The 20,740-nt window shown below is 38.5% G+C and carries 25 protein-coding genes; 21 read left to right on the top strand and 4 right to left on the bottom strand.

Annotated elements, in window-relative coordinates; genetic code table 11:
* Nucleotides 1-108 precede the first annotated feature (108 nt).
* Nucleotides 109-1,008: a mechanosensitive ion channel family protein gene (locus FC36_RS04370; protein WP_025020712.1), complete on the bottom strand. Its 900-nt coding sequence runs from the start codon at nucleotides 1,006-1,008 to the stop codon at nucleotides 109-111.
* A gap of 176 nt (nucleotides 1,009-1,184) precedes the next feature.
* Between FC36_RS04370 and FC36_RS04375 the strand changes: the two genes are divergently transcribed.
* From FC36_RS04375 to FC36_RS04385, 3 genes are all read left to right on the top strand, one after another.
* Nucleotides 1,185-1,616 (top strand): DUF948 domain-containing protein, encoded by a 432-nt coding sequence (locus FC36_RS04375; RefSeq protein WP_025020711.1) that lies wholly within the window; start codon nucleotides 1,185-1,187, stop codon nucleotides 1,614-1,616.
* Nucleotides 1,617-1,643: 27 nt separating this feature from the next.
* A complete protein-coding gene (locus FC36_RS04380; protein ID WP_025020710.1) occupies nucleotides 1,644-2,117 on the top strand; it encodes a hypothetical protein in 474 nt (157 codons plus the stop codon).
* Between the two features lie 334 nt (nucleotides 2,118-2,451).
* Nucleotides 2,452-4,089, top strand: coding sequence for a peptide ABC transporter substrate-binding protein (locus FC36_RS04385; protein WP_025020709.1), 1,638 nt, complete (start codon nucleotides 2,452-2,454; stop codon nucleotides 4,087-4,089).
* 111 nt (nucleotides 4,090-4,200) lie between these two features.
* Here the strand turns inward: FC36_RS04385 and FC36_RS04390 are convergent, their stop codons facing one another.
* Nucleotides 4,201-5,304 carry an aminopeptidase P family protein gene (locus FC36_RS04390; RefSeq protein ID WP_023859769.1) on the bottom strand — a complete coding sequence of 368 codons (1,104 nt, stop codon included), beginning with the start codon at nucleotides 5,302-5,304 and terminating at the stop codon, nucleotides 4,201-4,203.
* Nucleotides 5,305-5,551: 247 nt separating this feature from the next.
* On the opposite strand from FC36_RS04390, the gene ccpA reads away from it, so the two are divergent.
* The 16 genes from ccpA (at nucleotide 5,552) to FC36_RS04470 (ending at nucleotide 17,530) form a co-directional block, all read left to right on the top strand.
* Nucleotides 5,552-6,553: a catabolite control protein A gene (gene ccpA, locus FC36_RS04395; RefSeq protein WP_023859768.1), complete on the top strand. Its 1,002-nt coding sequence runs from the start codon at nucleotides 5,552-5,554 to the stop codon at nucleotides 6,551-6,553.
* A gap of 48 nt (nucleotides 6,554-6,601) precedes the next feature.
* Nucleotides 6,602-7,120, top strand: a complete 519-nt coding sequence (locus FC36_RS04400) for a VanZ family protein (protein ID WP_173391358.1) — start codon at nucleotides 6,602-6,604, stop codon at nucleotides 7,118-7,120.
* Between the two features lie 65 nt (nucleotides 7,121-7,185).
* Nucleotides 7,186-7,917, top strand: coding sequence for a YebC/PmpR family DNA-binding transcriptional regulator (locus FC36_RS04405; protein WP_023859766.1), 732 nt, complete (start codon nucleotides 7,186-7,188; stop codon nucleotides 7,915-7,917).
* Nucleotides 7,918-8,033: 116 nt separating this feature from the next.
* Nucleotides 8,034-8,957, top strand: a complete 924-nt coding sequence (gene rbsK, locus FC36_RS04410) for a ribokinase (RefSeq protein ID WP_025020707.1) — start codon at nucleotides 8,034-8,036, stop codon at nucleotides 8,955-8,957.
* 116 nt (nucleotides 8,958-9,073) lie between these two features.
* Nucleotides 9,074-10,042, top strand: a complete 969-nt coding sequence (gene comGA, locus FC36_RS04415; RefSeq protein ID WP_025020706.1) for a competence type IV pilus ATPase ComGA — start codon at nucleotides 9,074-9,076, stop codon at nucleotides 10,040-10,042.
* Nucleotides 9,978-11,042 (top strand): type II secretion system F family protein, encoded by a 1,065-nt coding sequence (locus tag FC36_RS04420; protein WP_025020705.1) that lies wholly within the window; start codon nucleotides 9,978-9,980, stop codon nucleotides 11,040-11,042. The genes comGA and FC36_RS04420 overlap by 65 nt, the downstream gene beginning before the upstream one ends.
* Complete coding sequence (gene comGC, locus FC36_RS04425; protein WP_023859762.1) at nucleotides 11,039-11,326, top strand: competence type IV pilus major pilin ComGC; 288 nt, start codon at nucleotides 11,039-11,041, stop codon at nucleotides 11,324-11,326. Before FC36_RS04420 ends, comGC begins: the two co-directional genes overlap by 4 nt.
* Entirely contained in the window at nucleotides 11,316-11,759 is a 444-nt protein-coding gene (locus FC36_RS04430) for a hypothetical protein (RefSeq protein WP_025020704.1), read from the top strand. Before comGC ends, FC36_RS04430 begins: the two co-directional genes overlap by 11 nt.
* The gene (locus FC36_RS04435) at nucleotides 11,740-11,988 is read left to right on the top strand and encodes a hypothetical protein (protein ID WP_025020703.1); all 249 of its coding nucleotides are present in this window, start codon (nucleotides 11,740-11,742) and stop codon (nucleotides 11,986-11,988) included. Before FC36_RS04430 ends, FC36_RS04435 begins: the two co-directional genes overlap by 20 nt.
* Entirely contained in the window at nucleotides 11,960-12,424 is a 465-nt protein-coding gene (locus FC36_RS04440; protein ID WP_023859759.1) for a competence type IV pilus minor pilin ComGF, read from the top strand. Before FC36_RS04435 ends, FC36_RS04440 begins: the two co-directional genes overlap by 29 nt.
* Nucleotides 12,405-12,689: a hypothetical protein gene (locus FC36_RS04445; protein WP_023859758.1), complete on the top strand. Its 285-nt coding sequence runs from the start codon at nucleotides 12,405-12,407 to the stop codon at nucleotides 12,687-12,689. Before FC36_RS04440 ends, FC36_RS04445 begins: the two co-directional genes overlap by 20 nt.
* 74 nt (nucleotides 12,690-12,763) lie before the next feature.
* The gene (locus tag FC36_RS04450; RefSeq protein WP_025020701.1) at nucleotides 12,764-13,762 is read left to right on the top strand and encodes a class I SAM-dependent methyltransferase; all 999 of its coding nucleotides are present in this window, start codon (nucleotides 12,764-12,766) and stop codon (nucleotides 13,760-13,762) included.
* A 157-nt stretch (nucleotides 13,763-13,919) separates the two neighbouring features.
* On the top strand, nucleotides 13,920-15,290 hold the full coding sequence (locus FC36_RS04455; RefSeq protein WP_056986733.1) for an amino acid permease: 1,371 nt from the start codon (nucleotides 13,920-13,922) through the stop codon (nucleotides 15,288-15,290).
* Nucleotides 15,291-15,489: 199 nt separating this feature from the next.
* Nucleotides 15,490-16,113, top strand: a complete 624-nt coding sequence (locus FC36_RS04460) for a YutD family protein (protein ID WP_025020700.1) — start codon at nucleotides 15,490-15,492, stop codon at nucleotides 16,111-16,113.
* A 14-nt stretch (nucleotides 16,114-16,127) separates the two neighbouring features.
* Nucleotides 16,128-16,904, top strand: a complete 777-nt coding sequence (locus FC36_RS04465) for a TIGR01457 family HAD-type hydrolase (RefSeq protein ID WP_025020699.1) — start codon at nucleotides 16,128-16,130, stop codon at nucleotides 16,902-16,904.
* Nucleotides 16,886-17,530 (top strand): TIGR01906 family membrane protein, encoded by a 645-nt coding sequence (locus FC36_RS04470; RefSeq protein ID WP_025020698.1) that lies wholly within the window; start codon nucleotides 16,886-16,888, stop codon nucleotides 17,528-17,530. Before FC36_RS04465 ends, FC36_RS04470 begins: the two co-directional genes overlap by 19 nt.
* A 35-nt stretch (nucleotides 17,531-17,565) precedes the next feature.
* Here FC36_RS04470 and FC36_RS04475 read toward each other — a convergent pair whose 3' ends face one another.
* Together FC36_RS04475 and FC36_RS04480 are read right to left on the bottom strand one after the other, a co-directional pair.
* Nucleotides 17,566-18,213: a VTT domain-containing protein gene (locus FC36_RS04475; protein WP_025020697.1), complete on the bottom strand. Its 648-nt coding sequence runs from the start codon at nucleotides 18,211-18,213 to the stop codon at nucleotides 17,566-17,568.
* A gap of 73 nt (nucleotides 18,214-18,286) precedes the next feature.
* The gene (locus tag FC36_RS04480; RefSeq protein ID WP_056986734.1) at nucleotides 18,287-19,291 is read right to left on the bottom strand and encodes an NAD(P)/FAD-dependent oxidoreductase; all 1,005 of its coding nucleotides are present in this window, start codon (nucleotides 19,289-19,291) and stop codon (nucleotides 18,287-18,289) included.
* A gap of 152 nt (nucleotides 19,292-19,443) precedes the next feature.
* Here FC36_RS04480 and FC36_RS04485 point away from each other — a divergent pair, with 152 nt between their 5' ends.
* Nucleotides 19,444-20,025, top strand: a complete 582-nt coding sequence (locus FC36_RS04485; RefSeq protein ID WP_025020696.1) for a peptidylprolyl isomerase — start codon at nucleotides 19,444-19,446, stop codon at nucleotides 20,023-20,025.
* A gap of 50 nt (nucleotides 20,026-20,075) precedes the next feature.
* The gene (locus FC36_RS04490; RefSeq protein WP_023859749.1) at nucleotides 20,076-20,465 is read left to right on the top strand and encodes a CvfD/Ygs/GSP13 family RNA-binding post-transcriptional regulator; all 390 of its coding nucleotides are present in this window, start codon (nucleotides 20,076-20,078) and stop codon (nucleotides 20,463-20,465) included.
* The last annotated feature ends 275 nt before the right edge of the window (nucleotides 20,466-20,740 follow it).

The following is a 20,740-nucleotide window of genomic DNA, read 5'->3' on the forward strand; positions in this document are numbered from 1 at the left end:
TAGTGCTTGTTTTTTTACAGCGTTGACCCTTATGAGTGCTTGGCGACATTTTAATCATAAATAGGAAAAATCCCAACCATGATTTCGCACATGGTTGGGATTTTTGCTTTATTTGGGTGCACTAGGAGCGGCCACTGCAGGAATCTTAAAGCCGGCTTGTTGGAGGGCTTCCAGATAATGAGCCAGATAAGTTCTTTGGATATTGTATTGAGCCCCGTTTTTAGTGTAAATTAAGACTTGGTAGGTTAAGCGCCCATTACCAGCATCAACCGCCCCGAGCAAGGTGGGACCTTGGGTGATATCCTTAGCAAAAGTTTTTGCTAGCTTGGTGTTGACACCTTCCAGAACCTTTTCCATGTCGGTAATACTTTGAGTAGTATCGAGGGGGATGGTTACCAAAGCTCGCATATCGCTGCGAGAAAGGTTGGAAACAATGGTGATATTACGATTGGGGATATAGTGCATGGTTCCATCATAGTCTAAAACCTGAGTAGTCCGTAAACCAACGGCGTAGACAGTCCCCGAAACGGTCCCGATTTTAACTTCATCACCAACAGAAAGTTGTTGTTCTAAAAGGATAAATCCCCCAGTAATCATGTCAGTAATAAAGCCTTGAGCCCCTAAACCAATGGCTACTGAGAAAATCGAAGCTCCAGCTACTAAGGTGGCCACTGGAACCCCTAAAGTTGAAAGAACAGCGTAAATATAGAGAAAAACCATAGCATAGTGGAAGATATTACGCAAGAGTGTATGGATAGTTTCTGCTTTGTTTTGTTCCATGATGGTAACTTTGTGGGCATGGTTAAAACTACGGTCGATAATTTTCTTCCCGATAGAATTAACGATTAGGAAGATAAAAGAAATAAAGATGATTAAAATGGTGGTGGTTACCACCTTACTAAAAAGGCTATCCCAGTCAATACTATTGAGATAGCGAGTTAATAGGTTGGTTTGCTTAGAGACTTGCCGATCTAAGACATTTTCTTTAGCAATAAAAAAGTGAGTCATGACGTTCCTTTCTAGATAATAAATTATTTCCTGTTCATTATAGCATTTTTCCTTAGTATTCTGCTGTAAAATTATTTGGGAAAAGTTTAAGAAAGTTTAGAAAGCGTTTTTTTCGTGGAAGATAAGGGATTTTTATGCTATCCTTAAGTTAAAATAGTAAGTAAGGGGAGATATTTGTGACGATAACATTTGGTCAATTAGCGGGGTTGATAGCTGCTTTAGCTTTCTTAATTTTGGTGCTCTTTACTTGTTTGTTATTAGTGAAGACTACGAAAACGGTCGAAGAACTAACTAAAACTGTCCAAGTTTTGACAAAGGGAACAGAAGAGTTAACAGAGGATGTGGATCAGTTATTGATACAAACCAATAAATTGATGGGAGATATTAATGATAAGTCAGCTAAGGTAGATCCTTTATTTACAACTATTGGTGAGGTGGGTGAGAGTCTCTCCGAGTTAAATACTGCTACCCGGAACACTTTTGAAAAAGTAAGTTCCACGACCAGTCGTTTTAGGACAGCGCAAAAAGCATTTAAAACTGTGCAAGTGGTTAATCGAATTTATCAAAAACACCAAGCTAAAAAGGTGCAAAAGGAAGTTTCTAAGTAAGAGGCTGAATAGAAAGGAAGAATAAGTATGGGAAAAAAGACATTATTAGCAGGTTTAGGTTTAGTTGCCGGGACAGCCTTTGCGATTTCTAAGACTTTAACGGAAGAAAGACGTGAAAAAATCGCGATCAAGGTTGATCAAATGATTCTTGATGGGCGGGAAAAGGCCTTGAAATACGATCGTTATTTACATGATTTTTTGCTAGAAAATCAAGAGGGCTTTCAACCAATGAAAGAACGTGTTTTCCAAACGGCAGACAGTTTGAAAAATAATGATGTCGTCAATGAAGCATTAGATTCCCTTAAACAGGCTACGAGTGACCTAAAAGAAAGGTTAACTAGCTCCAGGGAAAAAATTGAAAATGAAGAATTTTTAGCTGAAGATGAAGCAGAAGCTGATACAGATATTGTGATTGATAACCGCTCAGCTTTTAGCGAAGCCAAGGAAAGTGCCGATTTTGAGTTTGAACACCCAACCGAAACTTTCTATCCTCATGCTTAAAGCGATGAAATCCCGCCTTGAAATCGGCGGAATTTTTCTTTACTAAGAAAAAGTAAAAAAACTTATTGACAAAAAGTAACCAGAGGCTTATATTTAAGCTATCAAGAAAGAAAGGAAGTTTGTTTTTTATGTTGAAGACGCAGAAAAATGTTAACATGATGGCAGTTCAAGCATGTTGTATGTGTACAACATGTTCTCTTTGCGTACAAAAACGAAAACAAACTTGCTTAACCTGAACTGACATCAGACCCTAATTATCAGTAAAGAAGTTTAGAAGGCCCTTGTTTTCGTGAAGAAGACAAGGGCCTTTTTAGATTTTTAAGGAGTGGTTTTTATGAAGAAAAGTAAAGTTTTATCCCTTGCTGTGGCCCTATTAGCTGGAGTAACGTTAGTAGCTTGCGGAAAACAGAATAAGACAGGTAGTGCGGATAAACAAGTCCTCAAACTAAGCGCAACTGCACCTTTAGATACGATCGACATCTCTAAGGCGACCGGGTATGGACAAACTGGGAATGTTTTTGAAAGTTTTTATCGTTTGGGTGAAGACGGAAAACCCACAGCTGGTTTGGCTAAGAGTGGGCAAGTTTCCAAGGATGGTTTAACATGGACCTTTAAGTTGCGGGAGGCTAACTGGAGTAATGGAGATCAAATCACGGCCCAGGATTTTGTTTATTCTTGGCAGAGAACCATAAACCCTAAAACCAAGTCACCATACTCATATTTGTTTAGTGGAATAAAAAATGCTGATGATATTGTCGCTGGTAAGAAAAAGTCAAGTGAGCTAGGGATAAGTGCTCCAGATAAGCGCACCGTGGTAGTTACTCTAGAGAAGCCAATTGCCTATTTCAAGGTCTTGATGGCTTATCCATTATTTGGACCACAAAATCAAAAAGTAGTGGAAAAGTATGGTAAAAAGTATGCGACTAAGTCTCAATATATGGTCTACTCAGGTCCTTTCAAGATTACTAAGTGGAATGGAACTTCTAACAAGTGGTCTTTTGTTAAAAATAATCAGTATTGGGATAAAAATAAGGTTAAGCTAAACAAGATTAACTACACCGTAGTTGAAAATACTAACACTGGTTACCAACTTTACCAACAAAATAAATTAGATTTGACGCCGCTTTCCAGTCAACAAGTTAAAAACTTGAAGAATAGTGACCAATTTAAGTCCTATCCGTACTCTTATGTGGCTTTCTTAGCTTACAATTTTAACGATGAAAATGAAACTAATCGTAAAGCTTTAAATAACGTTAATATTCGCAAGGCATTGTCTTTAGCTTTAGACCGGAAAACTTTAACTAAAAAGGTCTTTGGGGATGGTTCTTCCGTACCATTGGGTTTTGTGGCAACTGGTCTAGCGACAAATGAGGATAATGGTCAAGATTTTGCCAAAGAACAGGTGGTAAAAGATACTGTTGATTACAACACAAAATTAGCTAAGCAATACTGGCAAAAGGGATTAGAGGAAACGGGTTTAAAAGAGTTGAAGTTTAATATTTTAGCTTCCAACGATAATGCCAACAATGATGCATTGACTCAATATCTTCAATCCCAATACACTAAAGTTTTACCAGGATTGACGGTTGAAGTGACTAATATTCCCGGTAACAGTGCGACTACCCGTGCGCGTCAAGGTGATTTTGATATCTATGTTTCTGGTTGGGGTGGGGATTTTAATGACCCAATTACATTCCTGCAAATTATGACATCTGGTACGTCATATAACTATGGTAAGTATGAAAGTCAAGCTTATAATGACTTAATTGCCAAAGCCACAAATGCAGATGCTAATGATAAGGCAGCGCGTTGGAATGACTTGGTGCAAGCGGCCAAAATTATTAACCAAGAACAAGGGGTAACACCATTATACCAACAGACTACAGCCTACATGCAAAAGAGTCATGTTAAGGGAATTATCCACAACACGGCTGGTACTCAATGGAACTACAAATACACTTACATTAAGTAAAGCGTAGATAAAAGCAGTTGAACTGTGGATAAATCAAAAAGACTACGAACTATTTCAAGATTCGTAGTCTTTTTTTGTAGATATCGCTATGGATAACTTTTTAATGCTGAATTATTTGAGAGGTAAAGTTAATAATTCCTTGGAAGAGTGGGTGAAAGCTTCACTACCATTAGCGGTGACGCAGACACAGTCTTCAATCCGGACGCCGGCGTAACCTGGAATGTAAATACCTGGTTCAATGGAGAAACACATACCCGGTTGCAATTCCATGTTATTACCTTCCATAATTGAAGGAAATTCGTGGTCACTTTGCCCCATCCCATGGCCTAAACGGTGAATAAAGTACTGACCGTAACCCGCTTTTTCAATCACATCCCGTGCAATTTTATCTAATTCGGCAGCGGTTATGCCAGGTTTAACAGCATCTTGAGCTTTTAATTGGGCTTCAAGACAAACTTGGTATATTTCTTTGAGTTTATCGTCGATTGTTCCAAAGGCCACTGTCCGTGAAGCATCGGAAACGTAACCTTGGTAAACTGTTCCCAAATCAAACAAGGTTAATTCATTTGGTCGGATGAGGTCAGCCTTAGGGGCACCGTGAGGATCAGCGGCATTGGCTCCACTTTGGATAATAGTATCAAAACTCATGTGTAAGATACCTTTCTTTTTTAAGGCGTATTCGATTTCAGCGACCACATCTTGTTCCGTAGCTTGTGTTGAGAGAGCCTTGAAACCAACTTCGAAGGCGAAATCAGCCCACTTGCCGGCTTCGCGTAAAAGTTTTAATTCGTCTTCATTTTTGAAAAGTCGTTCTTGTTCGATGACAGGGGTCAAGTTGCCATTGAAACTTGCTTGGGGAAATTGTTGACGCAAGTTTTCAAAACGATCGAGGGTTAAGTTATCTTTTTCTAAAGCCCATTTTTGAGGGGTGATGCCGGTGGCTAAGATGTGATTCTTAATTAAGGCATAAGGGTTTTCGTGGTCAAGATAGCCGTAAACAGGGAAAGGCCACCCACTGGCCTTGGCAGCTTCGACTTCGAGAGCTGGCGCAAATAAGAAAGGCTCGTGGTCAGGGAAAACCAAGAGAGCCAAGGTTCTTTCAATCGGATCGCTACCAAAACCACTGAGGTATTCGACAGTTTTGAAATTACTAATGTAAGCTAAGTCGTAATTATTTTGGCTTAGCCAGGTTTGGATTGCCTTAAGGTGAGACATAAAATCATCCTTTCAATTAATCAATTCTTCTTTATTATAACACTTAAAAGCAGTAGTTAAGCTGAAAATTAAAATTTACCAAGAGAAATATAAATAAAAATTTAAAGAAAAGATTTTCAAAATTAAAAGTGAAAGAAAATGAAAATAGTTTTTTGAAACGCTTGCATTTTTCCGCGGATTTTGCTAAATTAAATATGGTTCAAGGTGAAAATGAAATGAAAAAACAAGAAAAGTAAAGGAGAAAATCATGAAAAAACAAACAATTACAATTTATGATGTGGCACGTGAAGCGGGTGTTTCTATGGCAACGGTTTCCCGCGTCGTTAATGGTAACCCTAATGTTAAGCCTGCAACCCGCAAGAAGGTTATGGAAGTTATTGATAAGCTTGATTATCGGCCTAATGCCGTAGCGCGTGGGTTAGCAAGTAAGAAGACTACAACGGTTGGAGTGATTATTCCGGACGTTACCAACGTTTACTTCTCATCATTGGCTCGTGGGATTGATGATGTGGCTACTATGTACAAGTACAACATTATTTTAGCTAACTCTGACGGTAATGCTCAAAAAGAAGTGCAAGTATTAAATACCTTATTAGCGAAGCAAGTTGACGGGATTATTTTCATGGGTAACAACCTTACCCCTGAATTGCGGGAACAAATCAATCGTTCTCGTACGCCAGTGGTTTTAGCAGGTTCAGTCGATCCCGAAAATGAATTAGAAAGTGTCCACATTGATTATGTGGCAGCTGTTAAGGAAGCGGTTAGTGATTTAATTCGTCGCGGAAACGAACGTGTAGCCTTTGTTTCTGGTCCTTTGAGTGATGCCATTAATGGCCAATATCGTTTAGAAGGATATAAACAAGCCTTGAAAGAAAATGACCTAGTTTTTGATGTAGACTTAGTCTTTGAAACAGATTCGAATTATCGGGCTGGTGAAATGTTAGCACCTGCTTTACAAGCTATGTCAGCAAGTGCTGCCTATGTATCTGATGACGAATTAGCTGCAGGGGTTTTAAACGGAGCTAAGGATGCCGGGGTTAAAATTCCAGAAGAATTTGAAGTAGTAACAAGTAATAACTCCAAGTTAACAGAGATTGTGCGACCACAAATGTCCTCCATTACGCAACCACTTTACGATATTGGGGCCGTAGCGATGCGCTTCTTGACCAAGATGATGAACGATGAAGAAGTGGAACAAAGAACTATTGAATTACCATATGGTTTTATTAAACGTTCTTCAACTAAATAAAGTTTAAAAGCTGGGCATCCCAGCTTTTTTCTTAGGAAGGAATTGATGATGATGCAAAAATTTAAACGTCCAGACACCTTTATTTGGTTAGCTTTCATAATGATGGTGTTGCTATTTTACTCTTCTTCACAGACTTACCAAGAACAAACTTCAGTTCCAACTCTGCAACGTTGGCTAGTTGATAAGCCTTTCGAAAGTCTGTTAAGTAGGATTTCTTTTACCTATGCGGGTAGCGAAGTGAGTGTTGCTCATCTAGGCTATTTTAAGTTTTGTGAGTTCATTATCCGTAAAGGAGCGCATTTTGGAACTTATTTTATTTTGGGCTTATCCTGGTACTGGGGCTTAAAGCCGCGAATTAAAGATACTTGGTTAGTGATGGTTGTAGCAGAGTTGACGACTTTGGGGTATGCAGCTTTTGACGAGTTTCACCAAATGCTGACCGGAGATCGGACCCCGCTTTTTCAAGATGTGATGTTAGACGGCAGTGGCGCTTTAACCGGGATTATCCTTACCATTTTACTCTACGCCTGGTGGAAAAAATCTCACGGGCATGTATTGAAAAAGTAGTAATTGTTTGCTAAGATGGTAGGTGGCATATTGCCGAATTGAAATATTGGAAAGAGGTATTTATCATGTCAGGACATTCAAAATGGCATAACATTCAAGGGCGTAAGAACGCTCAAGATGCAAAACGCGGAAAAATTTTCCAAAAATTATCACGAGACATTTACATGGCTGCAAAGAGTGGTGGTCCTGACCCAGACTCCAATCCACAATTGCGGTTAATGATGGATAAAGCTCGTGCAGCTAACATGCCTAAGGACAACATTAAACGTGCCTTAGATAAGGCCACAGGTGCAGGCGGTGCTAATTACGAAGAAATCACTTACGAAGGATATGGTCCAGCTGGGGTAGCCATCTTGGTTCACACTTTAACTGACAACCGTAACCGGACGGTTTCTTCTGTGAAGGCTGCTTTCAGCCGTAATGGTGGTAACTTGGCAGAATCAGGTTCTGTTTCCTTTATGTTTGATCGTCGTGGTTACATCGCCATCGCACGTGAAGACTTAGATGTGGATGAAGACCAAATGTTAGATGATGTTTTAGAAGCTGGTGCGGAAGATTTACAAACTTCTGATGAAGTCTTTGAAATTTACACTGAAGTTGCTGACTTCGAAGCTGTGCGTGATGCTTTACAAGCTAAGTACGATTTAGACAATGCGGAAATCACCATGGTACCACAAAATACAGTGCCAGTTCCTGCTGACAAGGTAGAACAATTACAACGTTTGATTGATCGTTTGGAAGAAGACGATGATGTTTCTGAAGTTTTCACTTCAGCAGATTTCCCAGATGAAGATTAATTGAAACCTAAGTGAGACTTACTTAAGAGTCTCGCTTTTTTGTAGCATAATTTTGTATGATACGGTAAAATTAAAGTTATTAAAAGCTTTTACGTTAAATTAGTGGAGGGTCTTAGATGGTAAATAAGGTTACAGTATTGGGAAGTTTGAATGTTGACACAATTTTAAAAATCAAACGGTTGCCACAGCCGGGGGAAACGATGGCGATGGAGGCTAAAAAAAATGCTGGCGGTGGTAAGGGTTCTAATCAAGCCGTAGCAGCTAGTCGGTTAGGAGCACAAACTAGCTTCATTGGTAAAGTGGGTAATGATGAAAATGGACGTTTTATGCAGGAAATTTTAACTACTGCTCAGGTTGATACGCAATATGTTTCAGTTTCTGAAGATAAGGCGACAGGGCAAGCCTTTATTCTTTTGCAAGCGAGTGGTGAAAATAGTATTATCATTGACGGAGGCTCGAACCAAGCTATTACAACTGATGATATCTACCAGGCACAAACTAAGATTGAAGCAGCGGATTTCTTAGTGACGCAATTCGAAACACCATTGGAAAGTGCAACTTTGGCGTTTGAAATAGCCAAAAAAGCTGGTGTAACGACAATTTTGAATCCGGCTCCAGCCCAAGAAGCTCCCCAGACTTTATTGGCTAATGTAGATTTGATTGCTCCTAATGAAACAGAGGCAGAAATTTTAACCGGTATTAAAGTTGTTGATGCTCAAAGTCAACATCAAGCTGCTAAAAAGCTTCAAGCTAAAGGGGTAAAAAATGTGATTATTACTTTAGGCTCGCGGGGAGCTTACTACCTAACAGCCAATCAAAAAGAAGGTTTGGTTCCGGCCTTCAAAGTGCAAGCGGTCGATACAACGGCAGCTGGCGATACTTTCTTAGGAGCCCTAAGTTCTCAACTGAAACCAGATTTTTCAAATATTGAAGAAGCAATTTTATTTGCTAACCAAGCCTCCGCGCTAGCAGTTCAAAAGTTAGGTGCAGTTCCATCTATCCCAACTTTTACAGAAGTTAGTGCACAATTAAACCAATAAGTATCTACAACGTCAGAAGAAAATTCTGGCGTTTTTTTATATGGCCAAAAATTTTGCGACTTTTTTGTCAAAAAATAATTTTTTTTGCGTATTTAATATATAGAGGGGGATTTTTTATGCAAACAAAATTAAAGGCCATCATGGATGCTGCCATCTTACATAAAGCAAGTGATATTTACATTTGGCCAGCTAGTCAGGACTACCAAGTCTCTTTACGGGTACTCAATGAACGTTTGGAGTTGAAACGTCTTTCTTTTACTGAGGGACAGATGCTAATCAACTTTTTAAAATTTCAGGCCAATATGAGCTTAAGTGAGAAACGTCGTCCGCAATTAGGGTCTTGGCATTATCTTTATCAAAATCAAACATTCTATTGTCGCTTGTCCAGTGTAGGTGATTTTTTAGGCAAGGAATCGCTGGTTATTCGAGTTTTGTATCATGAAGAGGGACTCTTACGTGGTTACTTCTTCCCAAACCAATTAACAAAAATTGAGCAAGAGTCACGAAAACGTGGTTTGATTTTATTTGCGGGGCCGATGGGATCGGGAAAAACGACCACCATGTATCATGTGGCAAAGCAGTTTGGCGAGCAGTATGTTCTATGTATTGAAGATCCAATTGAAATGTATGAACCTAATTTTTTACAATTACAGGTCAATAAGAAAGCTCAAATGGGTTATCCTGAATTATTGAAATTGGCTTTGCGTCACCGTCCGGATATTTTTATTATTGGTGAAATTCGTGATGGGAAAACTGCTCAGGTGGCTTTAAATGCAGCTTTGAGTGGACATTTAGTTTTATCAACCGTGCATGCTCAAAGTGTTTATGGTGTCTGGGAAAGATTGCGTAGCCTTGGAGTTGATGCTGAATTATTACGTCAAGGTTTACAGATGATTAATTATCAACGTTTGTTACCTACTAAAGATGGTCAGCAAAAAGTTTTATTTGATCAATTAAAAATGGAAGATATCAAGGCACATGGTAAAACGAAAGTTATGACAGAAAAATGGGGGGATAATCTTGCAAAATGTTATCAAAATGGTTGGATTAGTAGAGAAATTTGGCAAAAGTATCAGGCGGGATAAGTTTCGTTGGTCAGCCCGTCAGCAAGCCGATTTTTTTCAACTTTTGGGTCAATTACTAGAGACTGGTTTTTCTTTACAAGAAGCACTATTAGCCAGTAAGGAGATGCTCCCGCGTCAAGCAGAGGATATTATTTTGATTATCGATGATGTCAGTCAAGGCCAAATTCTCAGTCGTAGTTTGAAGGCCTATGTCGGAACCGTAATTTTTTATCAATTACAAATTGCTGAGCAACACGGACGTTTAGAGGAAAGTGTCATCCAAATTGGAAAGTTGTTAGGACGAAATGTCGAGCAAAAAGCAAAGTTACAAGGTTTGTTACTCTATCCGATAATTTTGGGGATTTTGTTAGTGATTATTTTGGCTGTGATCCATTTGTGGGTCAAACCAGCTTTACAACAAATTGGACCTCAACAGATGTTATTTAGCCAACGATTTCATCAACTTATTTCTGGAATTGCTTTACTGATAGTAATGCTGATTTTAGCCTATTTTGTCAAAATTTATTTGTGGTGGAAAAAGCAACCTAAACTTGACCGCCACCTTTGGTATAGTCAATTACCCTTAGTGGGAAAAGTTTACTGCCAGTATAGTTATTATTATTTAGCTTTTAATTTAGCTCTGATGCTGAAAAGTGGGATGGACTTTCGACAAATCTGTAACTTGTTATTGCGATTCGACCAGCACAGTCTTTTATATCAATTAGGTCAGCAGTTTGAAAGTTGGTTAAATAACGGTCAGGAATTGGCGGGCTTCGTGCAGAAGTATCCGTTTATTCCTCCAGAATTTGCTCTTTTTTTTCAAGAGGGACTTACCCAGGAAAACTTAAGTGGGCAGTTAATGATTTTTGCGGAGCTTTCTTATCAACGTTTATTAAAAAGAGTGGATCGGATTTTGAATTTGATTCAGCCACTTTTGTTTGTTGTTATTGCGGTGATTATTGTTTTAACTTACGCTTCAATTTTAATTCCGATGTATCACAATTTAGGAGGATTACAATGAAAAAAATATCGAAAAAAATGTCTGCTTTTACTTTGATTGAAATGGCAATAGTCCTATTTATTATTAGTTTGTTGTTGTTATTGGTGATTCCTAATATTAGTCATCAAAAAGATCATGCTAATAAGGTGAATATGCAGGCTTTAAATCAACAATTTAGTACGCAAAAGCAACTTTATGAAGAGGAACATCCAACTGCAACGAATGTCACGGTCAAGCAATTGGTTGATGAGCAATATTTGACTTCGGAACAGGGGGAAAAGTTAACGGGTAGTCATGCAGAATAATAAAATAATAGCATTTACCTTAATAGAGAGCGTTTTAGTTTTGGTAATTTCGACTATAGTTCTGACGCTAGGAGTAATTTGGGGACCGGCGTGTTTACAAGCGGTACAAGAGCGAAATTTTTGGATTACGTTTGACCGTCAGTGGCGGATGGTAATGATTGAAGCTAATCGTTATGATGAGCAAGTAAAAATTGATTTTTCACATATTTCTAACCATAGTAGGGTTATTTTTACTTTTGAAAAAAGTAATAAGGTTACTAAACTTGATTACCCACCACAGTTGCAAAATGCACGTAACGTTGAAGCTGTTTATCGCAAGGGCGGAGGGTTAAAAATGCAAAAAGTAATGATAAAAAATATGCGCACAAAACAAGTTTATACTTTGGTGCCACAGATTGGAGTAGGGGGTAAATATGTTATACAGAAACAATAGTGGATTTTTATTGTGGGATACCTGTGCTGCTTTATTGTTGATAAGTGTGGCAATTGGCTTGTTATTTTCTAATCAAGCTTATTTGCAAGCGGAGAAAAACTACGTTGATCAGAGAGGACATGACTATCAAGAATTGGTTAATTTAAGTAAGGAGGCTTGGTTGAAAAATAATGATCGGGCGGTCAAAGAGGTAAATTACCATGGTATTCAAATTTGTCAAGAAAATTAGTGGTTTTACTTTGGTCGAGACTATGACTGCCTTGCTAATTACGGCAGTTAGTGTGATTTTGATTTTGGGAGCATTAACTTTAGTGACCCGTAATCAGCGACACCAAGAAAAGAGTCACCAAATGGATTTTGAACAATTTACTACCATTTTGTATGGGGATGGTCTCGATTTAGCTTACCAAAATCAAGATTTAAGTCAAGGGAGAGTTAATTTTTATAGTCAAAAGGACCATCAATTTTATACTTTACGTTATCAAAGACAGAAACTGTGGTTATTGAAAAATGGAAGAGGTTATATGCCCCTGATTTATGATGTTGATGATTTTCAAATAAATTATGATCCCGTCCAATTTCGGCTACATTTAAAGGTGAAAGTGTGTGGTTCAGTCTATGAAGAAACGGTGGTGATGCCCAAGTATGAGACGGTTGAGGGGTAACATTTTATATAGCGCAGTTTTGATTTTAGGCTTATTTGCCCTAGTTTTTGCTGGACAAACAGTCGTTTATCAAGCGGAAATTAGGGCCAAACAAGCGATTATCCAAGAAGATAAGGCGTTGGTTCTTTACAATCTAGCTCGGCAAAATAACATAGCTAATCAAGTTCAGCTGAAGTTCAATATAGGAACGGTTGAACGTCAAGGTGATAAGTATCTGGTAACATTGAAAAATAAGCGACGTTTTACCTATACAGTACCGCAGTAAGTTAAGTAACTTGAATTTTAGCAGTGAAATCGTTAAACTTAACAAGGAAATTAAATGATTGTGAGGTAAGTGAAGTGGGATTGAAGGAAGTTGAGAAAATCTATCAGCCGATTATTGAAACTGTGGATATTTTACAGGCAGATACGCAGGTCGATTATTTTGATGCTTTAATCGAAACAATGGATAACTTATTAACAGGAGAAGTACAGGTTGAAGCGGGTTATCCTAGTGTTGAGGTTCAGGCACAATTAAAGGAAAAATATGCCACAATTGACTTAGATGCATTGGATAAGCGCGATGCCCGGTTGTTGATGCAGCTATTATTACTTCAAGGCTATCGGGTGGAAAAAATTCAAGCCAATCATCAAATGACACCCGATACTATCGGAATCTTAGTGGCATATTTGATTGAAAAAATCGTTGCTTTGCCTGCTCAAGCGAAAATCTTAGATTTAGGAGTGGGAACTGCCAACCTTTTAGTAACGGTTTTGAATCAATTGAAAAATTCCAATCTACACGGTTATGGGGTCGATAATGATGATACCTTATTAACTTTGGCAAGTATTATGGTGAACTTAACCAAGGCTCCCGTTGAGCTCTTCCACCAAGATGCGATGGACCCTATTTTGGTGAATGAGGCTGACCTTGTAATTGGAGACTTTCCTGTGGGTTACTACCCTATTGATGAAAAAGTTAAGGGGATGGAAACAGCCGCTCAAGAAGGACATTCTTATGCGCACCATTTAATGATAGAAAAAGCTGTCACACAAATGAAAGCGGGTGCTTGGGGGATATTTGTATTACCTGCGGGACTCTTTGAATCCAAGCAAGCCAAACTTTTGTTGAATTATGTGCAAGAACATGCCTATCTTCAAGGAATGTTGAACCTACCCCAAGAGCTTTTCCAAGACAAAGCTGCGCAAAAGGCGATTTTGATCTTACAAAAGAAGGGGGGTCAAAGCAAACAGGGGCAACCAATTCTTTTGGGAAGTTTTCCAAGTTTGAAAGATAATCGAGCTTTTAACCAATTTTTAGCACAAATTGATGCTTGGAAACAAGCTAATTTTAAATAAAAATTTTTTCTGAGGCTTCAAAAAAATGGAGTCTCTTTTTTAAGAATTTAGGTGAATATAATTCAACAAAAGATGAAATTGTTGAATTTTACTTTATTTAAAAAATAATTTACAATAAAAATTGTGGATTGAATATGTAACTTTCAAAGGAGATAATATGACTGAAAAAAGTAAAACAAAAAAAGGTTATCAAAGGGGACTGAAGAGTCGCCATATTCAACTGATAGCTCTGGGGGGAACGATTGGGACAGGACTTTTCTTGGGTTCAGGGAAATCTATTCATTTGGCAGGTCCGTCAATTATTCTCGCATATCTTTTGACTGGAGGAGTTTGTTTTCTTTTAATGCGGGCAATGGGAGAACTCTTGTTGTCAGATTTGGAAAGCCATTCCTTCATTGATTTTATTGCACGCTACCTAGGCCAAGACATCGGGGTTGTTGCCGGATGGACTTACTGGATTTGTTGGATTACAATTGCCATGGCGGATGTGACTGCCACGGGAATGTACATGCAATATTGGTTTCCACAGATGCCCCGTTGGCTCACGGGTTTAATTGTTATCTTGATTATGTTGCTTTTGAACATGATTGCGGTTGGACTATTCGGAGAAACTGAATTTTGGTTTGCTCTGATTAAAGTAGTTGCAATTTTAATCTTGATTGCCATTGGAATTGTCTTGGTTATGATGCACTATCCAACCCCACATGGCCATGCTAGCATTAATAATTTATTTCAAAATGGGGGTTTTTTCCCAAAAGGCTTTAAGGGATTTTTTATGTCCTTCCAAATGGTAACCTTTGGTTTTATTGGAATCGAAACCATCGGAGTGATGGCCTCAGAAACGCAAGATCCTAAGCGGGTAATTCCTAAAGCTATTAATGAAATTCCTGCGCGGATTATCTTGTTTTATGTAGGCTCCTTAACCGCCTTAATGTGTATTTATCCGTGGAATCAAATTTCTATGAGTCAAAGTCCGTTTGTACAAGTTTTCCAAGATATTGGAATATTGGCAGCGGCTGGAATTATTAATTTTGTGGTCTTTACGGCGGCAGCTTCAGCGGTTAATTCTTCGCTTTTTACAACGGGACGGATGATGTTTACCTTGAATTATCGGCGGAAAGGGAAGTTTGCTAAGCAGATGAGTACTTTGTCGAAGACCAGTGTACCGGCGAATGGTTTGATTTTCTCGGCGGTAATTATCGCTGTGACAGTTTTGATGGAAGTAGTCGTGCCAAGTGCTTCAACGGTCTTTACCTTTATTTCAAGTGTGGCAACAACTTGTTTTCTTTTTATTTGGGGGGCTATTATGGTGGCGCATCTTCGTTACCGGCGTGAACTCAAACAAAAGCAAGAAACAGTGGGAAAATTCCGCTTACCACTTTATCCACTAGCTAACTACTTAGTAATAGCCTTTCTAATTATGGTAGGGATCGTGATGTGTTTGGAAAAGACCACTCTAGTTGCTTTGGTTGCAGCTATGATTTGGTTTGTAGTCAGTTTTATTTTGGTTAAGGTGAAAAAAGTATAGTAGTAAAATAAGCTAGGAGAAGTTTTATAAGTTAAAAGCCTTAAGAAATTACGTTTTGAAAATGTTGATTTCTTAAGGCTTTTTACCATAATCATTTCTTTAAATTAATCAGAAATGCTAGTTATTTCCCAATCTCTTTTTTGTTGGGTGTGGTAAAATTAAAGAAGATTATGAATATGTAACGTAAAGGAGGGGTAATGTGAATGATTATCGCCGTCAAAGAAGAGAAGAACAATTGGCGCGAAAAGCTGAAACTATCAAGGCTTTTGCAAGTGATGTGATTGTTAAATCGGAGGAAGAAATTGAAATTGATGGCCATCCATATATTTTATTAAAGAATTACCGTGATGGCTTTCAGGTGGAAAAATTAAAGGAACGTTTTAGCCAAATTTTAACTAAGTATGATTACATTGTGGGAGATTGGGGCTATGACCAGCTCCGGTTACGGGGATTTTATGCTAGTGGCAGTAAGAAAGGTTTTCCTAGTCAAAGTATAGACCGTTTAGAAGAGTACCTGATGGAGTACTGTAATTTTGGTTGTGCTTACTTTGTACTGCATAATTTAGAAGTACAAAAACCCGAACCAATTCCAGCTGGACTCAAACGGAAGAATAAAATTAAGAAATCAGAACGGCGTCGTAATCCGCGGCCTAAGAATCTTAGTGTGAAGAAGCGACGAAAAAATCAGTTTTGGGAAGAAAGTGCTTATGATGGACGTAAGAAGAAACGTCAAAATAAGAAACTCAAAGCAGTATCTGTGAATAGTGAACGAAAGATGAATAATAAGGGCCGGCACTTTACTATTCGACAAAAAGAGAATTAAGTGAGGATAGATTTGTGAAGAAATACCAAGGATATTTAATTGATTTAGATGGGACAGTATACCGGGGTAAGGAGAAGATTCCAGCAGCTAAGCGCTTTATTGAACGTTTACAGGCGCAAAAGGTTCCTTTTATGTTTTTAACCAATAATAGTACCAAAGAACCGGAGGATGTGGTTGCTAATTTACGGGATAATTTCGATATTCATGTAGGTGTCGAAAATGTTTTTACTACGGCTTTAGCGACGGCAGAGTATGTTGCTTCTTTGGATGTTAACAAACGGACAGTTTACCCTATTGGAGAATTGGGCTTAAAACAAGCTTTATTGAACAAGGGTTTTATCTTTGAAGAAAAAAATCCTGATTATGTGGTGGTGGGTTTAGACTCCGATGTAACTTACCATAAGTTCGAGCTAGCTACATTAGCTATTAAGCGGGGAGCGAAGTTTATCGGTACAAATGCGGACACTAACCTCCCAAATGAACGAGGGTTAGTACCTGGGGCAGGTTCACTGATTGCTTTAGTTGAATGTGCCGTCCAACATAAGGCGACTTATGTTGGAAAACCAGAGAAGACGATTATGGAAATGGCTTTGCGAAAAATGAATATGTCTGCAGATGAAGTTGTGATGGTTGGTGATAATTATATGACTGATATTAAAGCGGGGATTAACTCGGGGATTGATACGCTTTTGGTTTACACAGGGGTTTCGACTAAAGAACAAGTTGCCCAAAAAAATATCAAACCAACCCACGAAGTTGATAGTTTAGATCAATGGAAAATCTTAAATTAAGCAGTATTTATCTAAGCGAGTGGGGGCAACGTTTGAGTGTCCTTTTGACGATGCTTACGGGAGCAATGCTAGTAACAATTAACTTTACACCTTTGTATGGACTTTTTTTATGGGGACAAAATCTTGGTATGTTGGTGGGGGAGAGTAATGCCGCTTTGTGGGATGATTATCACCACCTTTTGGCCTATCTAGAGTATCCATGGGTGCGGAGTTTAGAGATGAACCTCCCCTCGTCTTACGCTGCTCTCCAACATTATCAGGATGTCAAAGGTTGGTTTTTAGTAACCTGGATAGTTTTTATTATTAGTTTACCAGTCACAGTGCGTTATTTGCGAAAGTTAAAGCAACAAAAAAGGATATGGACTTTACAAAGGTTTATTCAGATTACGATCACTATCCTAATGGGGTTGTTTGTTTTAATGGGTTTAAATTTTAATCGTTTTTTTATTACCTTCCACCAACTATTTTTTCCGGGGAAAACTAATTGGTTGTTTGATCCGCAAAATGACCCGATGATATTGGCGTTACCGGAGCTTTTTTTTGCAACTGCCTTTGGCTTGTGTTTACTTTTATTAGCTGGTCAGATGTATCTATTGTATTTCTTAGGTAAAAGAGAATTACGCTAAAAAAGACGTTTCATAGTGAAACGTCTTTTGGTGTTTTAGGCTTTCTTAGCAGAGAGCTTGGCTTTTAGAGCTGCAACTAAGGCAGGAATTAAAGAAATCACGATAATCGCAATGATGATTACGGAGAAGTGTTCTTTGACAAATGGGAAGTTTCCAAAGAAGTGTCCCCCGCCGCAACAAAGAGTAACCCATAGTGTGGCAGCTAAAATATTGTGGCGTACAAAGTGTTGGTATTTGTAACCGCTAGCTCCAGCAACAAACGGTGCGAAGGTTCTAATGATAGGCATGAAACGAGCCAGAATGATAGACATACCACCGTGCTTTTCAAAGAAAGCTTCGGTTCGATCAATATTTTCTTGTTTGATTAATTTTCCGAAGAATTTGTGCTTGGTGATGGCAGTCCCTACTTTACGCCCGATAAAGAAATTTAAGGAATCACCTAAAACAGGTGCTAACCAAAAGAGAACTACAAAAATCCAAATATTAAGATTGTAGTTAGGGTTAGCGGCTAGGGCGGCAGCGGCGAATAGGAGGGAATCCCCGGGTAAGAAAGGGAGGATGACCGCTCCGGTTTCAACGAAGATGATTAGAAATAGGAAAAAGTAAGTCCAATCACCAAAATTATTGACAATATCAACCAAGTGTGCATCAATGTGCAAAACAAAGTCGATGAAAAAAGTAATATATTCCATGTTAATCCTCTTTACGCTTGATTATATTTTCAAGGGCTAGTATATCAAAAGTTTTAAACCTTTCCTAGCATTTTTGGTCTTTTTTAAATTGTTTTATTAATTGGGTACTGTGAGCGGGTTGTCGCTTCTCGGGATAGACGTGAAGGAGGGCGTTATTAACAGCGTTAGGTGCTTCACCAAAGCCCGTTGCAATTAAGGCTACTTTACCTTTTTGGTAGGCACCGTCTCCGATGGCGTAAATACCAGGGATGTTAGTCTCTTGACTAGAGTTAACTGCGATGGCACGGTTGGCGGTAGTTAGTCCCCAATTTTCGATTTGCTTGTTACTAGAAGAAAAACCGTAATTAACCAAGAGATAGTCTACGGATAGCTCTTTATTTTCTTCGCTACGCGCCTTTGTTAAAGTAAGGTTCAATTTATCTTGGCTTTTGTTTAGAGCAGTAATGTTATATGGCGTTTGGAAGTGCGTAGCTGTTGCTTGTAACTTTGCTAGGTTCCCTTCCAGGGCGCGGAATTTATCGCGACGGTGGATGAGGTGCAATTCTTTAGCTAGTGGTTCAATCTCTAAGGCCCAATCAATTGCAGAATCACCACCGCCAGCGATGGCGACGACTTTATCTTTAAAAATATTAAGATCATCAACAAAGTAACGAAGTTGTTGACCCTCGAAAGTTTGTGCATTATCAATTTTTAAACGGCGGGGTTCAAAGGCCCCAATACCAGTAGCGATAATGATACTCTTGGAGTAGCGTTTCTTTTTTGAAGTTACTAATTCAAATCCAGCTGATGTTTGTTTAATCTCTAAAACTGTTTCATTAAGATGTATGTCAGGTGCGAAATCGTTAACTTGTTTTTGAAGATTGGCGATTAAATCAGTCCCGCTAATTGTAGGGTAGGCGGGAATATCATAAATTTTTTTAGCGGGGAAAAGGGTAGCAACTTGTCCACCGAGTTGGCCTAGGCTTTCGATGATTTGAACCTTAGCTAGACGCATGCGCGCGTAAGTCGCCGCAAACATACCTACGGGGCCACCGCCGATAATAGTGATATCATAATATTCTTGAGACATGGGTTAATCCTTTCTTTAATTAAGTAAATTCAAAATTAAGCCTACCATAAAAACCGAAAAAAATGTAGAAATTGGTCTGAGAAAAAAGAGAAATATGTTAAGGTGTGGTATAATATTTTTCTAGAGAGAAAATATAGAAGTGAGGAAAAGAAATGTCATATCCACAACTTGATTTGGAAAATGTTTCCGGTCCAGTCGCAGAAATTAAAACTAATTACGGTATGATTACCGTGCAATTGTTTGCAGAACAAGCACCTAAAACTGTAGAAAACTTTGTTGAATTAGCTAAGCAGGGTTATTATGATGAGGTAATTTTCCATCGTATTATTAAAGATTTTATGATTCAAGGTGGCGATCCAACCGGTACCGGAATGGGTGGTCAAAGTATTTGGGGCGCCCCATTTGAAGACGAATTTTCAAATGAATTATTTAATTTACGGGGCGCTTTATCCATGGCTAATGCGGGTCCTGGTACCAATGGGAGCCAATTTTTTATCGTCCAAAATGAAAACTTTCCAGCAGACATGGTTGGTCAAATGCAAGCTGCGGGATATCCAGAAGAAATCGTGACAGCTTACAAACAAGGTGGTACACCATGGTTGGATCACCGGCACACAGTTTTTGGGCAAGTAGTTGTCGGTATGGATGTTGTGGACAAAATCGCCAAAGTGGAAACTGGGATGCAAGACAAACCAGTTGAAGATGTGGTTATTGAAGGAATCACAATTAAGTAAATAAAAGCGGCGTATTAGACGCCGCTTTTTATTAAAGAGGAGGAATTAGCATGATTTATAAAATTGGGATGGTTTTAGAAGGCAAGGTGACAGGGATTCAACCTTATGGGGCTTTTGTAACGCTTGATGAACATACACAAGGACTAATTCATATTTCAGAATGCCACCATGGGTATGTTGAAAAAATTAGTGAGTATTTGAAAATTGGTCAAAAAGTCAAGGTGATGATTATTGATATTGATGAATACACGCAAAAAATTTCGTTATCAATTCGTTGCTTAGAAAGAGGATTTGATTTTTCGCATGCTGGTGAACGTGCGCGTTATCAACATAAGAAATTTTGGACCAACAAAAAGGTGCAAGAGGGATTTAATCCAATTGCTAAGAATTTGAATCGTTGGGTAGAAGCGGCCCTAGTAGATATTGAAGCAGGTAAATAATTTTTTTAAAAAAGTTCTTGACCTTTTTTGCTCAGCTTGATAAGATATTATTTGTCGCCGAGAGCGATAGAAAAAGCGAAAGTTTAAAAAGTGTTTGACATTTTTTAAATGATTGCTATAATATAGAAGTTGTTTCGCAATATTTCTTAAAATATCGACTTAAAAAAGCTTGACAGTTTTTATAGGAGTTGCTATTATATAGAAGTTGCGATAATTAATCGAGTAGATCTTTGAAAACTAAACAAAGTTTCGACAAACCAAATGTGTAGGGCCAC

The sequence above is a fragment of the Ligilactobacillus equi DSM 15833 = JCM 10991 genome (assembly GCF_001435735.1).
Lineage (GTDB): Bacteria > Bacillota > Bacilli > Lactobacillales > Lactobacillaceae > Ligilactobacillus > Ligilactobacillus equi.

Excerpts from the sequence above, each read along its gene's own strand:
- FC36_RS04435 (WP_025020703.1), top strand. The coding sequence starts at position 11,740 with ATGTTATACAGAAACAATAGTGGATTTTTATTGTGGGATACCTGTGCT.
- FC36_RS04470 (WP_025020698.1), top strand. The coding sequence starts at position 16,886 with ATGGAAAATCTTAAATTAAGCAGTATTTATCTAAGCGAGTGGGGGCAA.
- FC36_RS04405 (WP_023859766.1), top strand. The coding sequence starts at position 7,186 with ATGTCAGGACATTCAAAATGGCATAACATTCAAGGGCGTAAGAACGCT.
- FC36_RS04370 (WP_025020712.1), bottom strand. The coding sequence starts at position 1,008 with ATGACTCACTTTTTTATTGCTAAAGAAAATGTCTTAGATCGGCAAGTC.
- comGC (WP_023859762.1), top strand. The coding sequence starts at position 11,039 with ATGAAAAAAATATCGAAAAAAATGTCTGCTTTTACTTTGATTGAAATG.
- FC36_RS04380 (WP_025020710.1), top strand. The coding sequence starts at position 1,644 with ATGGGAAAAAAGACATTATTAGCAGGTTTAGGTTTAGTTGCCGGGACA.
- FC36_RS04480 (WP_056986734.1), bottom strand. The coding sequence starts at position 19,291 with ATGTCTCAAGAATATTATGATATCACTATTATCGGCGGTGGCCCCGTA.
- FC36_RS04440 (WP_023859759.1), top strand. The coding sequence starts at position 11,960 with ATGGTATTCAAATTTGTCAAGAAAATTAGTGGTTTTACTTTGGTCGAG.
- ccpA (WP_023859768.1), top strand. The coding sequence starts at position 5,552 with ATGAAAAAACAAACAATTACAATTTATGATGTGGCACGTGAAGCGGGT.
- FC36_RS04400 (WP_173391358.1), top strand. The coding sequence starts at position 6,602 with ATGATGCAAAAATTTAAACGTCCAGACACCTTTATTTGGTTAGCTTTC.
- FC36_RS04455 (WP_056986733.1), top strand. The coding sequence starts at position 13,920 with ATGACTGAAAAAAGTAAAACAAAAAAAGGTTATCAAAGGGGACTGAAG.
- FC36_RS04485 (WP_025020696.1), top strand. The coding sequence starts at position 19,444 with ATGTCATATCCACAACTTGATTTGGAAAATGTTTCCGGTCCAGTCGCA.
- comGA (WP_025020706.1), top strand. The coding sequence starts at position 9,074 with ATGCAAACAAAATTAAAGGCCATCATGGATGCTGCCATCTTACATAAA.
- FC36_RS04445 (WP_023859758.1), top strand. The coding sequence starts at position 12,405 with ATGAGACGGTTGAGGGGTAACATTTTATATAGCGCAGTTTTGATTTTA.
- rbsK (WP_025020707.1), top strand. The coding sequence starts at position 8,034 with ATGGTAAATAAGGTTACAGTATTGGGAAGTTTGAATGTTGACACAATT.
- FC36_RS04490 (WP_023859749.1), top strand. The coding sequence starts at position 20,076 with ATGATTTATAAAATTGGGATGGTTTTAGAAGGCAAGGTGACAGGGATT.
- FC36_RS04385 (WP_025020709.1), top strand. The coding sequence starts at position 2,452 with ATGAAGAAAAGTAAAGTTTTATCCCTTGCTGTGGCCCTATTAGCTGGA.
- FC36_RS04430 (WP_025020704.1), top strand. The coding sequence starts at position 11,316 with ATGCAGAATAATAAAATAATAGCATTTACCTTAATAGAGAGCGTTTTA.
- FC36_RS04390 (WP_023859769.1), bottom strand. The coding sequence starts at position 5,304 with ATGTCTCACCTTAAGGCAATCCAAACCTGGCTAAGCCAAAATAATTAC.